The organism is Ideonella sp. (genome assembly GCF_035254525.1).
In the GTDB taxonomy this organism is placed as follows: Bacteria; Pseudomonadota; Gammaproteobacteria; order Burkholderiales; family Burkholderiaceae_C; genus Ideonella.
Map to the genome: position 1 here is coordinate 1 of NZ_DATFAN010000112.1, position 16,052 is coordinate 16,052.

A 16,052-nucleotide genomic window follows, 5' to 3' on the forward strand; every position below is an offset into this window, starting at 1 on the left:
CTGGCCCAGGCCGAAGACGGGCTGGCCGGCCGGGTGCTGGCCTTCGCCGGGCGCTACGGCACGCTGCCCGAGCGCGCGCTGCGGCACACGACGCTGCACTTCTTCCACGGCAGCGACGACGAGGTGATCCCGGCCCAGCACGCCCGGGCCGCGATGCAGCGCATTGCCGAGCTCCAGGGCGACGCAACGATCGACATCGCCCAGGGCGTGGGCCACGAGCTGCCCGCCGCCTTGGTCGACTGCGCGATCGATCGGCTGCGTACCCACATCCCGCACCGCACCTGGGCCGCCGCGCTGGGCGCGGTGCCGGACCTGGCGGAGAAGCTGGCCGCGCGGGGCACCGGGCGGGACGCAGAAGATTGAGCGCCGGCCCGCTCGACGATCTCGGCGCGCTGCGGGGCTGGGCCGCCTCGGCACAGCCGGTGTTCATCTGCGGCCAGGAGCGCAGCGGCACGTCGGCGCTGCAGCTCGCGCTGGCACGGCACCCGGCGCTTTTCCCGGTGCCGCACGTGTTCGAGACGTTCGTGTTCAACGAGCCGCGCGCGCTGCTGGCCGACCCGCCACGCCGGATGCTGCAGGGCTACCTGGGCGGGCCGGAGGGCCTGGCCGCGATGCGCGAGCGCCTGGCCGTGCTGGGCGGTGGCGATGCTGCCGCGGTGGCCGACGAGGACCTGATCCGCGCCTTCTTCGCGCATGCCGCAAGCTGCGCCTACCCCGGCCGCCGGCCGCTGGAGAAGACGCCGTCGCACGTGTACAGCCTGCCCCGCGTCTTCGCGCTGTTCCCGCAGGCGCGCGTGCTGGCCTGCGTGCGCGAACCGGTCGAGGTGGTCGATTCGTACCGCAGGCGCCTGCGGCGGGAGCAGGCGCTGGGCAAGGCGCCCGGGGACTGGGCCTGGCTCGACAAGACCGACCAGCAACTCATCGCCCAGTTCCGCCGGGTCGACCAGGCACTGCGCGAGGCCGCGGTGCGCGCGCCCGGCCAGGTGTTTCAAGTGCCTTATGCCTGGCTCACCGCCGATCCGGCGGCGGCGCTGGCGGCCTTGTGCGACTTCATCGGCGAGCCCTTCGACCCGGCGCTGTTGGCGCCCCGGCCGGGCCGGTCGGTTCGCATCGACGAGCGCCTCGGCCAGCCGCTCGGCGCACCGCCCACGCCCGAGCCGACGACGCTGACCGAGGCCGTGGCCGCCACGTTGCGCCGCGAAACCTGGGGTCTGTCGCGGCGCTGGCGCGTCGCCGGTCCACTGCACCCTGATACCCATGCCGAGGCGCCGGCGCCCGCGCGCTGAAGCCCGGTCCTTCATTCCTTTTCCTTCTCGCCCCGCATGCTGTTCCTGCTGTCCCCTGCCAAGACCCTGGACTACGAAAGCCCCGTGCCGCCCGCGCTGGCGAAGCGCGCGACGCGGCCGCGCTACGTCGATGAAGCGGCGGCGCTGATCGAGGTGCTGCGCGGCTATGCACCGGCGGCCATCGCGACGCTGATGGCGCTGTCGGATCCGCTGGCGCAACTCAACGTCGGCCGCTATGCCGCCTGGTCGACGCGCTTCAGCGCGGCCAACAGCCGGCCCGCGGCGCTGGCCTTCAACGGCGACGTCTACGAAGGCCTGCAGGCCGCGACGCTGGCCGACGCCGACTGGGCCTGGGCGCAGCGCCACGTGGTGATCCTGTCGGGCCTGTACGGCCTGCTCAGGCCACTCGACAAGCTGCAGCCCTACCGGCTCGAGATGGGCACGAAACTGCCGACGCCGGGCGGCGCGAAGGACTTGTACGGCTACTGGGGCGACACGCTGGCCGAAGCGCTCAACGAGCTTCAGGCCGGGCAGAAGGCGCCGATCGTCGTGAACCTCGCTTCGCAGGAGTATTCGCGCGCCGCGCTGCGGCCGGCGCTGCGGGCGCGGGTCGTCGAATGCGTGTTCGAGCAGTGGCATGGCGGCCAGTGGAAGGTCGTCAGCTTCTTCGCCAAGCGGGCCCGCGGCCTGATGGCGCGCCACGCGATCGCGCAGCGCGCTTCGACGGTCAAAGCGCTGCGCAGCTTCGATGCCGACGGCTACGCCTTCGACGCCGCCGCGTCCGAGCCCGACCGGCTGGTCTTCCGGCGCGGCAAGGGCTGAACCGGCGAAGGCGCTGCCGAGGCCTCGGCGCCGGGCAGCTCGGCCAGCACGTCACGCACCGTCAGGTGCAGGTCGCGCGCGTCGGCCAGCCCGGTGAGCAGGCCATCGACCACCACGCGCACCCGCGGCGCGAGGTAGCGCCGGTGCGGGTAGTGCAGCACGACCTCGCGCTCGCCCGGGTCGTGCCGGTCGGCCAGCAGCAGCTTCAGCCGGCCGCTGCGCAGATAGGGCAGCGCGTGGTGCAGCCCGGCCTGCACGATGCCGCAGCCGGCCAGCGCCAGGTCCAGCACCGCGGCCGGGTCGCTCACGGCCAGCCGCGGCTGCGGCTGGATCTCCAGGCGCGCAGCCCGGCCGCGCGCGCCGCCGGCACCGGCAAAGCGCCACGGGCTGGGCGTGCTGCCGGCGAAGCGCACGGCCACGCAGTCGTGGCCTTTCAGCTCATCCACCGTGCGCGGCACGCCGGCGCGCTTCAGGTAGGCGGGGCTGGCCAGCAGGGCCACCGGCAGCGCGCAGATGCGCCGCGCGACCAGGCTGGAATCGGCGATGAAGCCGCCGCGAATGCCGATGTCGTAGCCCTCGGCAAGCAGATCGACCGGGCGGTTGTCCAGATCCAGCTCGATCACCAGGCCGGGGTGTGCGCGGCGCAGGGGCGGCAGCAGCGGCAACACCCACTGCCGCCCGAAGGCATGGCCGACCGAGATGCGCACGCGCCCGCTGGCCTCGGTGGCGCTCTGCGTGACATCGGCCACCGCCTCGTCGAGCGCGCGCAGCGCCAGGCGGGCCTTGTCGAGAAAGCGCTCGCCCTCGGCGGTGAGCGCCAGGCGCCGGGTGCTCCGCTGCAGCAGCCGCACGCCGAGCTGGGCCTCGAGCTTGGCCAGGCTCTTGCTGACGGCCGCGGGCGTCAGCTCCAGCCGCTCGGCCGCGGCGGCCAGGCTGCCGGCGCTCGCGGCCTCGACGAAGGCCAGCAGGCCCTGCAGTTGTTTCATGAGGCCGGATTCTCAACTCTCAGTCATGAATTCATCAAGCGCTGGTGACTTCCGGTTGCGAGGCTGCCTGCCTACAGTGGCTTCCATCGCAGGCTTGATGGTCAGGCCGACATCACTTGAAGGATGGTTGTCATGAAGATCGGAATCCTGGGTTCTGGGGCGGTGGCGCAGGCGCTGGCGGCGGGTCTCGCCGGCCACGGCCACGAGGTGATGCTGGGCACCCGCGAGCCGGCCAAGCTGGCCGACTGGGCGGCGACACGGCCCGCGGTGCGCGTGGGCAGCTTCGCCGATGCGGCGGCCTTCGCCGAGCTCGGCGTGCTGGCGGTCAAGGGCACGGCCGCCGAGGCGGCGCTGAAGTCGGCGGACGCCAGCCGGCACCTGGCCGGCAAGGTGCTGATCGACGCGAGCAACCCGATCGCCGATGCGCCGCCCGAGCAGGGCGTGCTGCGCTTCTTCACCACGCTCGACGACTCGTTGATGGAGCGCCTGCAGCGCGCCCACCCGACGGTGAAGTTCGTCAAGGCCTTCAACTCGGTCGGTTCGGCGCTGATGATCGATCCCAAGCTGGCAGGCGGCCGGCCGACGATGTTCATCGCCGGCGACGACACGGGCGCGAAGGCCACGGTGACGGATCTGCTGGCGCAGGTGGGCTGGGACGCGGCGGACATGGGCGGCGCGGTCGCGGCACGGGCGATCGAACCGCTGTGCATGCTGTGGTGCATCCCCGGCTTCCTGCACAACGACTGGGTCCACGCCTTCAAGCTGCTGAAGCCTTGAGCGCCGGCGCGGCGTGCCGCGTGCGCTGCGCCAAAATGGCGGCATGACGACGACATCCACCGCCATCACCCCTGAGTTGCGGGCCTGGATCGTGGCCCAGGCCGAAGCCGGCTTCCCGCCCGAAGACGTGCTGGCCGCGATGCGGTCGAGCGGCTGGCCCGAAGACACGGCGATCGAGGCCATGGAGACCACGCTGACCGAGCACCTGCAGGCCAAGGGCAAGCCGATCCCTGGCCGCGCGCTGCCCGAGCCGCCGATGGACGAGGCGGCGACGACGCTCGTCGTGGGCGGCCACGAGGTCAAGGTGCTCATGTCGATGACCCTGCCGCGCGTCGTGGTCTTCGGCGGCCTGCTGACCGATGCCGAATGCGACGAGCTGATCGAGCTCTCGCGCCCGCGCCTGGTGCGCTCGGAGACGGTGATCAACGAAACCGGCGGCAGCGAGGTCAACACGGCGCGCACCAGCGACGGCATGTTCTTCAACCGGGCTGAGTACCCGCTGTGCCAGCGCATCGAGCAGCGCATCGCCGAGCTGGTGCGCTGGCCGGAGGTCAACGGCGAGGGCCTGCAGGTGCTGCGCTACCGGCCCGGTGCCGAGTACAAGCCGCACCACGACTACTTCGACCCGATCCACCCCGGCACGCCGACCATCCTGTCGCGCGGCGGGCAGCGCGTGGGCACGCTGGTGATGTACCTGAACACGCCGACCCGCGGCGGCGCGACGACCTTCCCCGACGTGGGCCTGGAGGTCGCGCCGGTCAAGGGCAACGCGGTCTTCTTCAGCTACCACGCGCCGCACGTGGCGACCAAGACGCTGCACGGCGGCGCGCCGGTGCTCGAAGGCGAGAAGTGGGTCGCGACGAAGTGGCTGCGGGAGCGCGAGTTCATTTGACCTGGGCTATTCGGCGCCCGCGTCGCCTACCGCGGCGCGGTAGGCATGCCAGCTTGCGTGGCCGGTGACCGGGCCGACAATAAGTAGCCCGGCGAACCACGGCAGCATCGCCGCCACCACCAGCAGCGTCAGCAGCGCGCCCCACAGCAGCATCACCCCCGGCTGCGTCAGCGCCAGGCGCATGCTGGTCAGGCCCGCGCTGATCGCGTCGGTCTGCCGGTCCAGGATCATCGGGATCGAGACCACGCTGACGGCGAAGATCAGGCTCGCGAACAGCCCGCCGACGATCACGTAGGCGACGATGAAATTCAGGTTCTCGGGGTCCAGCAGCGCCAGCAGCGAGCCCTTGAAATCGGGCATGCCGTCGAAGCTGAGCGCGAAGACGACCAGCGAGGCGCGGCCCCACAACATCTCGAGCACCAGCAGCACGAAACCGAAGATCGCCAGCGTGCCGGTGCGCGTCTGCCAGGCCAGCAGCGAGGCCGCCAGATCCGGCTTCTCGCCGCGCTCGAGCGTGCGGCTGGTGTGGTAAAGCCCCAGGCAGAGGAACGGCCCCATCAGCAGGAAGCCGGCCGACAGGGCCAGCGTATAGGCCGGCGCGCGCTCGAACACCTTCAGCAGCGCCCAGCCCATGGCCATGAAGCAGGCGCCGTAGAACAGGCCGATGCCGGGCGCGCGGCGGAAATCGCGCCAGCCGAGCGCGAGCCAGCGAAACGGCGCGCCGAACGCCAGCGGCCGCAGCGGCGGCGTCAGTGAGCCGTTGCCGGGCGGCGGGGGCAGGTCGGTGGCGGGGGCGGGTGGGTCGGCAGGCGTGTCCGCGGTCATCGGTGGCAAGGTCTCCTTCGCCGCAGCGTAGGGGCCCGGGGCGCCGCCGTCCAGCCGGACAGGCCCTAACCCTAGAATCCGCGCCGATGACTGCGCCGATGCTCAACGTCTCAGCCTACCGCTTCGTGCCGCTCGACGCGCTGCCGGCACGCCGCCAGCGCCTGTTCGACGATGCCCAGGCGGCCGGCCTGAAGGGCACGGTGCTGCTGGCCGAGGAGGGCATCAACCTCTTCCTCGCCGGCCCGGCGGATGCGCTGCGTGGCTGGCTCGACCGGCTGCGCGCCGACCCGCCGTTCGCCGGCCTCGATGCCAAGGAGAGCTGGAGCGCCGCGCAGCCCTTCAAGCGCCTGAAGGTCAAGCTCAAGCGCGAGATCATTCGCATGAACATGCCGGCGGTGCAGCCGGCCGCCGGGCGCGCGCCGTCGGTGGCGCCGGCCACGCTGGCGCGCTGGCTCGGCCGCGGGCACGACGACGCCGGCCGGCCGGTGGTGATGCTCGACACGCGCAACGGCTTCGAGGTCGATGCGGGGGCCTTCGAGGGCGCGATCGACTGGCGGCTCGAGCGCTTCTCCGACTTCCCGGCCGCGCTGGCCGCCCACCGCGACGCGCTGGCCGGCAAGACGGTCGTGAGCTACTGCACCGGCGGCATCCGCTGCGAGAAGGCGGCGCTGGTGATGGATGCGCTCGGCATCGAGCACGGCTATCAGCTCGAAGGCGGCATCCTGCGCTACTTCGAGCAGACCGACGGTGCGCCGCACTGGCGCGGCCACTGCTTCGTCTTCGACGAGCGCGAGGCCCTGCGCCCCGATCTGCAGGCCGCGGAGGCCGGCGCATGAAGATGCTGCTGTGGCGCGCCTTCGGCATCCTCGTGATGCTGACGGCGCTGGCCGTGCCGATCGCGCGCGCGCCGGACCGGCCGGTCGAGACGCTGGTGGCGCGCTGGGCGCCGGCGCCCTCGGACTTCATCGAGGTCAAGGGCCAGATGGTGCACCTGCGCGACCAGGGCCCGCGCGACGACCCGCGGCCGATCGTGTTGATCCATGGCACCTCGGCCAGCCTGCACACCTGGGAGGGCTGGGCCGCGTCGCTCAAGGGCCAGCACCGCGTCATCAGCTTCGACCTGCCGGGCTTCGGCCTGACCGGCCCGTTCAGCGGCGCCTATGCGACGGACGACTACCGGGGCGACACGCTGGCCCGCTTCGTGATCGACCTGCTGGACCAGCTGAAGGTGCCGCACGCGGTGCTGGCCGGCAACTCGCTGGGCGGCGAGGTCGCCTGGCGCGTGGCGAGCCTGGCGCCGGCGCGGGTCGACAAACTCGTGCTCGTCGATGCGTCGGGCTACGACTTCGAGCCGGTCGACATGCCGCTGGGCTTTCGGCTGGCGCGCCTGCCGGTGCTCAGTGCCTTGAGCGAGTGGTTCCTGCTGCGCGGCGTGATCGACGAGAGCGTGCGCAGCGTCTACGGCGACCCGGCCAAGGTCACGCCGGCGCTGGTCGACCGGTATTTCGAGCTGACGCTGCGCGAAGGCAACCGCCACGCCCTGCGGCTGCGCATGCAACAGCTCGAGATGGGGCAGGACGTCGCGCGCATCGCGCAGCTCAAGCTGCCGACGCTGGTGATCTGGGGCGGGCGCGACCGCCTCATTCCGCCGCCGATCGGGCAGAACTTCACCCGCGACATCGCCGGCAGCCGGCTGGTCGTGTTTCCGGCGCTCGGGCACGTTCCGCACGAAGAAGATCCCGAGGCGACCGTGTCCGTTGTCAAGGAATTCCTCGCCTTGCGGTGAACCCGCTTGCGCCGCGCCGCACGGCGGGGCAGCATGCCCTGATGCACCGGAGGGATTGCCAGCCAGAGAGCGGGCGGTGGTGCCGGGCGGCCAAGGCACGCAGGGTTCTTGCGGGCGTGGCCGTCTTGGCAGCGCTGTGCCCGGCCGCCGCCCGTGGGCCGGCAGGCCCAGCTGCGGCCACCGCGCCGCCGTGCCCCGAGCGGGCGATCGCGGTCGCCTTCTACGAGTCCGGCGCGCTGTTCGACGCGTCCAGCACCGACAGCCGCGGCGGCTTCACCGGCAGCGGCATCGACGTCGACCTGCTGCGCGAGCTGAAGCGCCGCAGCGGCTGCCGCTTCGAAGGCGTCACGATGACCCGCGCGCGCATCTGGACCGAGCTCACGGCCGGCCGGATCGACATGACCCCCTCCGGCATCTCGACGCCCGAGCGCGAGAAGATCTACGCCTTCGCGCCCTATGTGCTGCTCAAGCACCAGGTGTGGATGCTGAAGTCCCACGCCGCGGTGCCCGGCGGCCTGGCCGGCTTCATGGCCGACCGGGCGCTGCGCTGGGGGGCCGTGCGCGGCTACAGGCACACGCCGGCCTACGACGCGGCGCTGGACCAGGCCCGTGCGCAGGGCCGGGTGGTCGAGGCGACCGACGACCGGCAGTTGCTGCGCCTGCTGGCCGAGGGCACGGTCGACGCGGTCATCAACCAGTCCGTCGTGATTCGCCGCTACGCGGCCGAGCACCCGCGCAAGCCCGAGCTGGTGGGGCTCGATTGGGCACCTCAGGGCTCGGTGGCGCCCGCCGGGCTGGTGCTCGCGCGCGCCCGCTTCAGCGAGGCCGAGCTGAGCTACTGGCGCCAGCTGGTGCGCGACCTGTGGCGCGACGGCACGCTAGCCCGCATCATGCGCCGCCACGTGCCGGCCGAGGACGTGGCCGAGCTCGTTCCGCGGGAGTGAGGCGCCCGGCTTACTCGCTCAGCAGCGCCAGCACCTCGGAGTGGAATTCGCGCCGGTACAGCACGAAGACGACGAAGGCCGTGGCCGCCAGGCAGGCCCACGCCGAGAAGAACCAGGCGATCGCGGCGAAGGCCATGTAGTAGGCCCGCAGGCCATCGTTGAAGGTCTCGGCCGCCAGCCCCATCACCCGGCCCGCGCGCAGCGCGAAGGCGTCGCGGTCGGCGTCGGTCCAGGGCTCGTCGCGCTCGGGCGCCGCGCCGACCAGCAGCGCGCCGAAGCTGTACTGCCGCATGCTCCAGGTGAAGCGGAAGAAGGCGTAGACGAAGATCGCCGTCAGCACCGCGAGCTTGAGGTCGAACACCAGCGCCGAGGTGCGTGCCGCGAACGGGATCTCGCGCACGAACTCGGTGGCCTTGTCGGTCGTGCCCAGCACGGCGAGCAGGCCACCGATGATCAGGATCGTCGTCGAGGCGAAGAACGACGGGCTGGTCGACAGGTTCTGCACGACGATGCCGTCGACCACGCGGTTCTCGCGCGTCGTCGTGCGCCGCATCCACGCCATCCGCACCCGGTTGGTGGCGGCGAGGATCGAGGGCCGCGTGTCGGCGCGCTTCCTGGCGAAGCGCGCGTAGCCGGCCCAGGCGCCGAACAGGACGATGATCGCCAGCCAGTCGATGGCGGGCAGCAGGCCGAGGGCGTCGAGGGCGAAGCGCATCCCGCGACTGTAGCCGCGGCCACCGGCCTGTGACGGGCCGCCGCCCGTGGGTCAGACCCGCGCGAGGTCGAACACCAGCACGTCGGCGCCGCGGCCCCGGCTCAGCGTGAGCAGGCCTTCGCCGTCGAGCGTGGCGCCGTCGCCGGCGGCCAGGCGGTGCGTGCCGTTCAGCGTCACCTCGCCCTCGGCGACGTGCACATAGGCCAGGCGCTTCGGGTCCAGGGCCAGCTCGGCCGACTCGTCGCCGTCGAACAGGCCGGCGCGGATCGAGGCGTCGGCATGCAGCGTGACCGCGCCGTCACGGCCGTCGGGCGCCGCCACGAGCCGCAGCCGGCCGCGCTTGTCGGCCGCGCCGAACTCCTTCTGCTCGTAGCCGGGCGCCAGGCCGGCGCCGGCGGGCAGCAGCCAGATCTGCAGGAAATGGGTGGTCTGGCCCTGCGCGTGGTTGAACTCGCTGTGGCGCACGCCGGTGCCGGCGGTCATGCGCTGCACCTCGCCGGGCCGGATCGCGGTGCCGTTGCCCATGCTGTCGCGGTGCGCGAGCTCGCCTTCGAGCACGTAGCTGACGATCTCCATGTCGCGGTGGCCGTGGGTGCCGAAGCCGGTGCCGGGCGCGATGCGGTCGTCGTTGATCACCCGCAGGTTGCCGACGCCCATGTGGGCCGGATCGTAGTAATCGGCGAACGAGAAGGTGTGGAAGCTCTTGAGCCAGCCGTGGTCGGCGACGCCGCGGTCTTCGGCCTTGCGTACGGTGATCATGGTGTGAACCTCCTGGGGTATGGGGGGACTGTAGGCCGGTGGCCCGGCGCGCGGTGCGGCCGGGCTTGAAGCGAGCTTTCAAATAAGATGAATCCGACATGAACCCCGAACGACGCAGCGCGCTGACGCCCGACGCCTTGACGATGATGGACACCATCGCCCGCACCGGCAGCTTCGCCGCCGCGGCGCGGGCCCTGGGCAAGGTGCCGTCGGCCTTGACCTACAGCGTGCGCCAGCTCGAGGATGCGCTGGACGTGCTGCTGTTCGACCGCCGCTCGCGCCAGGCGCAGCTCACCGCCGCCGGGGAGGAGCTGCTCAACGAAGGCCGGCGCCTGCTGGCCGAGATGGATGCGGTCGCGCAGCGTGTGCGGCGCGTCTCGACCGGCTGGGAGACCGAGCTGACGATCGCGGCCGACGACGTGCTGTCGCGCCTGACGCTGCTCGAGCTGTGCGAGGCTTTCTTCGCCCTGCGGCCCGGCGGCGATGGACAGCCCGGCCCCGGCACGCGGCTGCGCCTGCGCACCGAGGTGCTGGCCGGCACCTGGGAGGCGCTGGTCTCGGGCCAGGCCGACCTGGCGCTGGGCGTGCCGGCCGACACGCCGGCGCCGCCGGGCATCGAGATGAAGCCGCTGGGCGAGCTGAACTTCGTCTTCGTGATGGCACCGCACCACCCGCTGGCGGCCTTGCCCGAGCCGCTGACCGACGACGAGATCGTGCGCCACCGCGCGGTGGCCGTGGCCGATTCGGCGATGCGGCTGGCGCCGATCACGGTGAACCTGTTGCCGGGGCAGGACGTGCTGACGGTGTCCAGCATGCAGGCCAAGATCGAGGCCCAGCTGCGTTGCCTGGGCTGTGGCTTCGTGCCCGAGCCCCTGGTGCGCGAGCACCTGCGACACGGCCACCTGGTGGCCAAGCAGGTCAAGCGCCAGCGCCGAGTCGCCGGCATGGCCTATGCGTGGCGCAGTGCCGCGGTGCCGCAGCCGAAGAAGGCGCCCCAGGGGCTGGCGCTGCAGTGGTGGCTGCAGCAACTGGCGAGCCCCGCCACCCGCCAGGCCCTGCTCGAGCGCCACCTGCCGCAGGGAGCCTGCGTCGAGCCATGACGGCCACCCCGGCCTACCGCGGCCGGTTCGCGCCGTCGCCCACCGGCCCCTTGCACGCCGGCTCGCTGGTGGCGGCGCTGGCCAGCTGGCTCGATGCCCGCGCGGCCGGCGGCCACTGGCTGGTGCGCATCGAGGACGTGGACACGCCGCGCTGCGTGCCGGGCGCCGACCACCTGATCCTGCAGCAGCTGGCGGCCTGCGGCTTGGTGGCCGATGAGCCTCCCGTGTGGCAATCCGCCCGCGGCGCCCTGTACGAGGCGGCCCTTGCACGGCTGCTCGCCGAGGGCCGCGCCTACCCCTGCGCCTGCAGCCGCAAGGAGATCGACGCCGCGCTGGCCGCGCAGGGGCGGCTGCACGCGCGGCACGCCGAGCGCGTCTACCCCGGCACCTGCCGCCACGGCCTGGCCGGCCGGCCGGCGCGGGCCTGGCGGCTGCGCACCGATGCGACCGATGGAGACGATCTCTGGGTCGACTGGCACGACCGGCGGCTCGGCGCGCAGCGGCAGAACCTGACCGCCGAGGTCGGCGATTTCGTGCTCAGGCGCGCCGATGGCCTGTGGGCCTACCAGCTCGCGGTCGTGGTGGACGACGCCGGGCAGGGCATCACGCACATCGTGCGGGGCGAGGACCTGGCGGACAACACGCCGCGGCAGATCCACCTGCAACGCGCGCTGGGGCTGCCGATGCCCGTCTATCTGCACACCCCGCTGGTGCTGGCGCCGGACGGGCAGAAGCTGTCGAAGCAGAACGGGGCCGCGCCGCTGGACCTGGCGGACCCGCTGGCGGCGCTGCAGGCCGCCGGCGCGGTGCTGGGCCTGCCGGCCGGGCTGCCGGCGCATGACCGCGGCAGCTGGCTGGAGGCCGCGGTCGCCGCATGGGCACGGGCCTGGCCGCTGCCGGCGGTGGCATGATTCCCGGCTTGCCATCGACAAAGGAATCCCCATGAAAACCGAGAGCGGCCTGCAGATCGACGACCGGGTCACCGGCAGCGGCGACACCGCCCAGGCCGGCCAGACGGTCACCGTGCACTACACCGGCTGGTTGTACGACCCCAGCGCGCCGGACGGCCGGGGCCGCAAGTTCGACTCCAGCAAGGATCGCGGCGAGCCCTTCGAATTCGCGCTCGGCGCCGGCCAGGTGATCCGCGGCTGGGACGAGGGTGTGCAGGGCATGCAGGTCGGCGGCACCCGGGTGCTGACGATCCCGCCCGAACTGGGTTACGGCGCGCGTGGCGCGGGCGGCGTGATTCCGCCGAATGCGACGCTGGTGTTCGAAGTCGAGTTGCTGCCGACACCCGAGCGGCCGGAGCTGGAAATCACCGACGTGGTGGTGGGTGCCGGCGAGGTGGCGGAAGAAGGCGCGACAGTCACCGTGCACTACACCGGCTGGCTCTTCGACGCCGCGGCGCCCAACCAGCGCGGCCGCAAGTTCGACTCCAGCAAGGACCGCAACGACCCCTTCGAATTCGAGCTCGGCGCCGGCATGGTGATCCGCGGCTGGGACGAGGGCGTGCAGGGCATGCAGGTCGGCGGCACGCGGGTGCTGGTGATCCCGGCACACCTGGGCTACGGCCGGCGCGGCGCGGGTGGCGTGATTCCGCCGGATGCGACGCTGGTGTTCGAGGTGGAGTTGCTGGGGGTCTGAGTCTCCGGTTGGCGGGTGGCGCGGGCTGGGAGCCGGTACCCGCTCGGGCTCATGAGTCCGCGCCCTCGGCTGCGCCGAGGGTGCCCTGTGGTGCTCGGGCTTGTGGCCACTGTCGAACTCACTCCGCTCACTGCGTTCGCTGTGCTCGAACAATCGCCAGTGAGTCAGTTTACGAGGCGCGCTGACGCGCGCAGCCACAAGCCCTGCGCTCCTCGGCGCTCCCTAAATCGCCCGAGCGGGTACCGGCTCCCAGCCTGCAACTGTCGGCGGCAGTTCGCGGCGTTCGTATTCATGCCGTGCCAGCACGCCAACGATGGACTCGGCCGGGGGCCGGCAGGCGGTGAGGCGATTTCGAGGCGCCGAAGCGCGCAGGCTTCGTGGCAGCGAGCGCAGCGAGCCTCGTAAACTGACTCGCCGGCGATTGTTCGAGCACAGCGAACGCAGTGAGCGGAGCGAGTTCGACGGCGGCCACGAAGCCGAGCACTGGAGGGAACCCTCGGCGCAGCCGAGGGCGCCGGTCAATGAGCCCCGCCGCCTGCCGGCCCCCGGCCGAAGCACCGACCGACCGCGACAAAAGAACCTAAAACCGCTCGTTGTCCCCCAAGTACCGCCACTGACCCGGCGGGAGCTTGCCCAGCACCACGCTGCCGATGCGCACGCGTTTCAGGCCGACGACCTTCAGGCCGACGAGTTCGCACATGCGGCGGATCTGGCGCTTGCGGCCTTCGCGCAGGACGAAGCGGAGTTGATCCTCGTTGGCCCAGCTGACCTTGGCGGGCTTGAGCTCCTTGCCGTCGAGGGTCAGGCCATGCTGGAGCTTGTGCAGATCGGCTTCGGGCAGCGCGCCTTCGCCTTGGTACTGCACGCGGACGAGGTATTCCTTCTCGACGTGTGAGTCTTCGCCGATCAGGTGCTTGGCGACGCGGCCGTCCTGCGTCAGCACGAGCAGGCCGGTGGAGTCGATGTCGAGCCGGCCGGCGGGGGCCAGGCCGCGCGCGTGGGCGGGGTGGAAGGGCCGGCGCAGCGGGTCGTCCTTCCAGTGGTTGGCGGCCGTGACCAGCACGCTCGCCGGCTCGTAGCCATCTTCCGCCTGGCCGCTCACGTAGCCGATCGGCTTGTGCAGCAGGATGGTGACGCGCCGTGCCTGCTGCGCATGCGCGGCCGGGTCGACCTCGATGCGCGCCTCGGGCTTCACGCGCTGGCCCAGCACGGCCACCTGGCCGTCGACCGTGACCCAGCCGGCGGCGATCCAGTCGTCGGCTTCGCGGCGCGAGGCCAGCCCGCGGTCGGACAGCAGCTTGGACAGGCGAAATCCCTCGTCGTTCGACGTGCGTGGTGTGGGCGCGCGCGGCGCCGGGCGCACCTGCGGCGGCGGGGCCTCCGCGTGCGGCACCCGGCGCGGGCTCGCGGGCTGAGCTGCCGGTGGCCTCGGCGCGGCCTGTGCACGAGGCGCTGCCGATGCATGAGGCAGCGCTGCCGGTGCGCGCGGTGCGGCCGGTGTGGTGCCCGCCGGAGCGGGAGAAGGCGCGGCAGGGGCCGCCGGCCCGGTGGCACGCGTCGGCCGCTTGGGCGTGCGCTGAATGTTGCGGTCCGATCGCATGGTCATGTGGTTCTCATCGGCCGCGCAGGAACAGCGCGTCCAGCTCTTTCATCGTGACCTGGCGCCAGGTGGGCCGGCCGTGGTTGCATTGATCGGCGCGCTCGGTCGCCTCCATCTGGCGCAGCAGCGCGTTCATCTCCTCGATCGTCAGGCGGCGGTTCGCCCGCACGGCGCCGTGGCAGGCCATTGTCGCGAGGATCTCGTCGCGGGCCCGCTCGATCATGCGGACGGCATCGGCCTCGGCCAGCTCGGCGAGCTCGCGCAGCACCGAGCGGGCCAGGGCGACCGGGTCGGCATCGGGCAGGGCAGCGGGGCGGGCGCGCACCGCGAGCGTCGTCGGGCCCAGCGGTGAGATGTCGAGACCGAGCGCGGCCAGGTCGGTGGCGCGCGCCTCGGCCACGGCGACCTCTTCGCGCGTGGCGGCGAAGGTGGTGGGGATCAGCAGCGGCTGCGCGACCAGCGGTTTCTCCCGGGCCGCGGCCTTCAGCCGCTCATAGACGATGCGCTCGTGGGCGGCGTGCATGTCGACGACCACCAGGCCCTGGGCGTTCTCGGCCAGCACGTAGACGCCGGCGAGTTGCGCGAGCGCACGGCCCAGCGGCCAGTCGGTCGAGGGTTCGGCCTCGGTGGGCGCGCCTGGCATCACGGCCACGGCGTCGCTGGCCGCCGTGGGCGGTGGCGCCGGCACGGGCGACACGGCCCACGGTGCCGGTGCTTCGCGGGCGTAGAGCGTGCCCAGGTCGGCCAGGCTCAGGCGCTGCTGCTGGGCGCCCCAGGGCAGGCCGGCCGGCGCGGCGGGCGGGGCGGCGAACCCCGCCGTGGGGGCCGCTGCCGGCGCCATCTCGGTCGCGCGCCCGAGCGGGCTGCCGCCCGTCGCGGCCAGCACGCCTTCGACCGCGCGGCGCACCGCCTGGTACACCTCGCCGGACTCGCGAAACCGGACCTCGATCTTGGTCGGGTGGACGTTGACGTCGACACGGGCCGGGTCGATGTCGATGAACAGCACGTACGCCGGCTGGCGCTGGCCGTGCAGCACGTCTTCGTAGGCACTGCGCAGCGCGTGGGCGACCAGCTTATCGCGCACGTAGCGGCCGTTGACGTAGGCGTACTGGTGGTCGGCACGGGTGCGCGCGGCCTCGGGCAGGCCGGCCCGGCCGAGCACGCGCATCGGGCCGGCGGCGTGCTCGACCGCGCGGCTGTCGGCGACGAACTCGGCCCCCAGCACGTCGGCCATGCGCTGCTCGTGCGTCGCGCGGCGCCACTGCTCGACCAGCTTGCCCTCGTGCCAGATCGCGAAGCCCACGTCCGGCCGGGCCAGCGCATGGCGGCGCACGGCTTCGGTGGCATGGGCCAGCTCGGTCGCCTCGCTCTTCAGGAACTTGCGCCGCGCGGGCGTGCTGAAGAACAGCTCGCGCACCTCGATGCTGGTGCCCATCGCGCGGGCGGCGGGCTGCAACTCGCCGCTGCGTGCGTCCAGGCGGAAGGCGTGTGGCGCCTCGGCCGTGCGGCTGACGATGGCCAGCTCGCTGACCGAGGCGATCGCGGCCAGCGCTTCGCCGCGAAAACCCATCGTCGCGACGCCCTCCAGCTCGGCCAATGTGCGGATCTTGCTCGTCGCGTGGCGCTTGATCGCCAGCGGCAGCTCGTCGGCCGGGATGCCGCCGCCGTCGTCCTCGACGACGATCGCGCGGATGCCGCCGCCCTGCAGCTTGACCGTGACCTGGGTCGCGCCGGCGTCGAGCGCGTTGTCGACCAGCTCACGCACCACCGAGGCCGGCCGCTCGACCACCTCGCCCGCCGCGATCTGGCTCACCAGCTCGTCGGGCAGTTCGCGGATGGCGCGGCGAAGCGCCGCGCCGGAGTCGGTGGCCAGATCAGTCATCACGGGATTGTAGGAAGGGGGCGGGGATAATCCG

Annotated in this window: 16 protein-coding genes and 2 pseudogenes; 12 read left to right on the forward strand and 6 right to left on the reverse strand. The window is 72.6% G+C overall.

Features of this window, described 5'->3' with window-relative positions; all coding sequences use genetic code 11:
* From VJ693_RS11070 to yaaA, 3 genes and pseudogenes are all read left to right on the forward strand, one after another.
* Window positions 1-363 (forward strand): annotated as a pseudogene (locus VJ693_RS11070) (esterase); the annotation flags it as partial.
* Window positions 360-1,286, forward strand: a complete 927-nt coding sequence (locus VJ693_RS11075; protein ID WP_324154082.1) for a sulfotransferase — start codon at window positions 360-362, stop codon at window positions 1,284-1,286. The pseudogene VJ693_RS11070 and the gene VJ693_RS11075, both read left to right, overlap by 4 nt.
* 36 nt (window positions 1,287-1,322) lie before the next feature.
* Window positions 1,323-2,108: a peroxide stress protein YaaA gene (gene yaaA, locus VJ693_RS11080; RefSeq protein ID WP_324154083.1), complete on the forward strand. Its 786-nt coding sequence runs from the start codon at window positions 1,323-1,325 to the stop codon at window positions 2,106-2,108.
* Here the strand turns inward: yaaA and VJ693_RS11085 are convergent.
* Window positions 2,045-3,094, reverse strand: a complete 1,050-nt coding sequence (locus VJ693_RS11085) for a LysR family transcriptional regulator (RefSeq protein WP_324154085.1) — start codon at window positions 3,092-3,094, stop codon at window positions 2,045-2,047. The genes yaaA and VJ693_RS11085 overlap by 64 nt on opposite strands.
* Before the next feature lie 132 nt (window positions 3,095-3,226).
* On the opposite strand from VJ693_RS11085, the gene VJ693_RS11090 reads away from it, so the two are divergent.
* On the forward strand, window positions 3,227-3,871 hold the full coding sequence (locus VJ693_RS11090) for an NADPH-dependent F420 reductase (RefSeq protein WP_324154087.1): 645 nt from the start codon (window positions 3,227-3,229) through the stop codon (window positions 3,869-3,871).
* Between the two features lie 43 nt (window positions 3,872-3,914).
* Window positions 3,915-4,763 carry a 2OG-Fe(II) oxygenase gene (locus VJ693_RS11095; protein ID WP_324154089.1) on the forward strand — a complete coding sequence of 283 codons (849 nt, stop codon included), beginning with the start codon at window positions 3,915-3,917 and terminating at the stop codon, window positions 4,761-4,763.
* A gap of 6 nt (window positions 4,764-4,769) precedes the next feature.
* On the opposite strand, the gene VJ693_RS11100 is transcribed toward VJ693_RS11095, so the two are convergent.
* Complete coding sequence (locus VJ693_RS11100; protein ID WP_324154091.1) at window positions 4,770-5,588, reverse strand: DUF2189 domain-containing protein; 819 nt, start codon at window positions 5,586-5,588, stop codon at window positions 4,770-4,772.
* Window positions 5,589-5,674: 86 nt separating this feature from the next.
* Here VJ693_RS11100 and VJ693_RS11105 point away from each other — a divergent pair, with 86 nt between their 5' ends.
* The 3 genes from VJ693_RS11105 to VJ693_RS11115 all read left to right on the forward strand — a co-directional run bounded on the left by VJ693_RS11105 (window position 5,675) and on the right by VJ693_RS11115 (window position 8,318).
* Window positions 5,675-6,424 carry a sulfurtransferase gene (locus VJ693_RS11105; RefSeq protein ID WP_324154093.1) on the forward strand — a complete coding sequence of 250 codons (750 nt, stop codon included), beginning with the start codon at window positions 5,675-5,677 and terminating at the stop codon, window positions 6,422-6,424.
* Complete coding sequence (locus VJ693_RS11110; protein WP_324154094.1) at window positions 6,421-7,374, forward strand: alpha/beta hydrolase; 954 nt, start codon at window positions 6,421-6,423, stop codon at window positions 7,372-7,374. The genes VJ693_RS11105 and VJ693_RS11110 overlap by 4 nt, the downstream gene beginning before the upstream one ends.
* A 116-nt stretch (window positions 7,375-7,490) precedes the next feature.
* Entirely contained in the window at window positions 7,491-8,318 is an 828-nt protein-coding gene (locus tag VJ693_RS11115) for a substrate-binding periplasmic protein (protein ID WP_324154096.1), read from the forward strand.
* Window positions 8,319-8,328: 10 nt separating this feature from the next.
* On the opposite strand, the gene VJ693_RS11120 is transcribed toward VJ693_RS11115, so the two are convergent.
* Together VJ693_RS11120 and VJ693_RS11125 are read right to left on the reverse strand one after the other, a co-directional pair.
* Window positions 8,329-9,033 (reverse strand): DUF599 domain-containing protein, encoded by a 705-nt coding sequence (locus VJ693_RS11120; RefSeq protein WP_324154098.1) that lies wholly within the window; start codon window positions 9,031-9,033, stop codon window positions 8,329-8,331.
* A 51-nt stretch (window positions 9,034-9,084) separates the two neighbouring features.
* The gene (locus VJ693_RS11125) at window positions 9,085-9,792 is read right to left on the reverse strand and encodes a pirin family protein (protein ID WP_324154100.1); all 708 of its coding nucleotides are present in this window, start codon (window positions 9,790-9,792) and stop codon (window positions 9,085-9,087) included.
* Window positions 9,793-9,890: 98 nt separating this feature from the next.
* Between VJ693_RS11125 and VJ693_RS11130 the strand changes: the two genes are divergently transcribed.
* The 4 genes and pseudogenes from VJ693_RS11130 to VJ693_RS11145 all read left to right on the forward strand — a co-directional run bounded on the left by VJ693_RS11130 (window position 9,891) and on the right by VJ693_RS11145 (window position 12,536).
* The gene (locus VJ693_RS11130; protein ID WP_324154102.1) at window positions 9,891-10,892 is read left to right on the forward strand and encodes a LysR family transcriptional regulator; all 1,002 of its coding nucleotides are present in this window, start codon (window positions 9,891-9,893) and stop codon (window positions 10,890-10,892) included.
* On the forward strand, window positions 10,889-11,803 hold the full coding sequence (gene gluQRS / locus VJ693_RS11135) for a tRNA glutamyl-Q(34) synthetase GluQRS (protein ID WP_324154103.1): 915 nt from the start codon (window positions 10,889-10,891) through the stop codon (window positions 11,801-11,803). Before VJ693_RS11130 ends, gluQRS begins: the two co-directional genes overlap by 4 nt.
* A gap of 31 nt (window positions 11,804-11,834) precedes the next feature.
* Window positions 11,835-12,179, forward strand: a pseudogene (locus VJ693_RS11140) (FKBP-type peptidyl-prolyl cis-trans isomerase); the annotation flags it as partial.
* A complete protein-coding gene (locus tag VJ693_RS11145; RefSeq protein WP_414652260.1) occupies window positions 12,174-12,536 on the forward strand; it encodes an FKBP-type peptidyl-prolyl cis-trans isomerase in 363 nt (120 codons plus the stop codon). The pseudogene VJ693_RS11140 and the gene VJ693_RS11145, both read left to right, overlap by 6 nt.
* A 580-nt stretch (window positions 12,537-13,116) precedes the next feature.
* On the opposite strand, the gene VJ693_RS11150 is transcribed toward VJ693_RS11145, so the two are convergent.
* Together VJ693_RS11150 and mutL are read right to left on the reverse strand one after the other, a co-directional pair.
* Window positions 13,117-13,929, reverse strand: coding sequence for a pseudouridine synthase (locus VJ693_RS11150; protein ID WP_324154105.1), 813 nt, complete (start codon window positions 13,927-13,929; stop codon window positions 13,117-13,119).
* Between the two features lie 220 nt (window positions 13,930-14,149).
* Window positions 14,150-16,018 carry a DNA mismatch repair endonuclease MutL gene (gene mutL / locus VJ693_RS11155; RefSeq protein WP_324154107.1) on the reverse strand — a complete coding sequence of 623 codons (1,869 nt, stop codon included), beginning with the start codon at window positions 16,016-16,018 and terminating at the stop codon, window positions 14,150-14,152.
* Window positions 16,019-16,052 lie beyond the last annotated feature (34 nt).

Excerpts from the sequence above, each read along its gene's own strand:
- VJ693_RS11120 (WP_324154098.1), bottom strand. The coding sequence starts at position 9,033 with ATGCGCTTCGCCCTCGACGCCCTCGGCCTGCTGCCCGCCATCGACTGG.
- VJ693_RS11105 (WP_324154093.1), top strand. The coding sequence starts at position 5,675 with ATGACTGCGCCGATGCTCAACGTCTCAGCCTACCGCTTCGTGCCGCTC.
- VJ693_RS11100 (WP_324154091.1), bottom strand. The coding sequence starts at position 5,588 with ATGACCGCGGACACGCCTGCCGACCCACCCGCCCCCGCCACCGACCTG.
- gluQRS (WP_324154103.1), top strand. The coding sequence starts at position 10,889 with ATGACGGCCACCCCGGCCTACCGCGGCCGGTTCGCGCCGTCGCCCACC.
- VJ693_RS11130 (WP_324154102.1), top strand. The coding sequence starts at position 9,891 with ATGAACCCCGAACGACGCAGCGCGCTGACGCCCGACGCCTTGACGATG.
- VJ693_RS11110 (WP_324154094.1), top strand. The coding sequence starts at position 6,421 with ATGAAGATGCTGCTGTGGCGCGCCTTCGGCATCCTCGTGATGCTGACG.
- mutL (WP_324154107.1), bottom strand. The coding sequence starts at position 16,018 with ATGACTGATCTGGCCACCGACTCCGGCGCGGCGCTTCGCCGCGCCATC.
- VJ693_RS11125 (WP_324154100.1), bottom strand. The coding sequence starts at position 9,792 with ATGATCACCGTACGCAAGGCCGAAGACCGCGGCGTCGCCGACCACGGC.
- VJ693_RS11085 (WP_324154085.1), bottom strand. The coding sequence starts at position 3,094 with ATGAAACAACTGCAGGGCCTGCTGGCCTTCGTCGAGGCCGCGAGCGCC.
- VJ693_RS11090 (WP_324154087.1), top strand. The coding sequence starts at position 3,227 with ATGAAGATCGGAATCCTGGGTTCTGGGGCGGTGGCGCAGGCGCTGGCG.
- yaaA (WP_324154083.1), top strand. The coding sequence starts at position 1,323 with ATGCTGTTCCTGCTGTCCCCTGCCAAGACCCTGGACTACGAAAGCCCC.
- VJ693_RS11095 (WP_324154089.1), top strand. The coding sequence starts at position 3,915 with ATGACGACGACATCCACCGCCATCACCCCTGAGTTGCGGGCCTGGATC.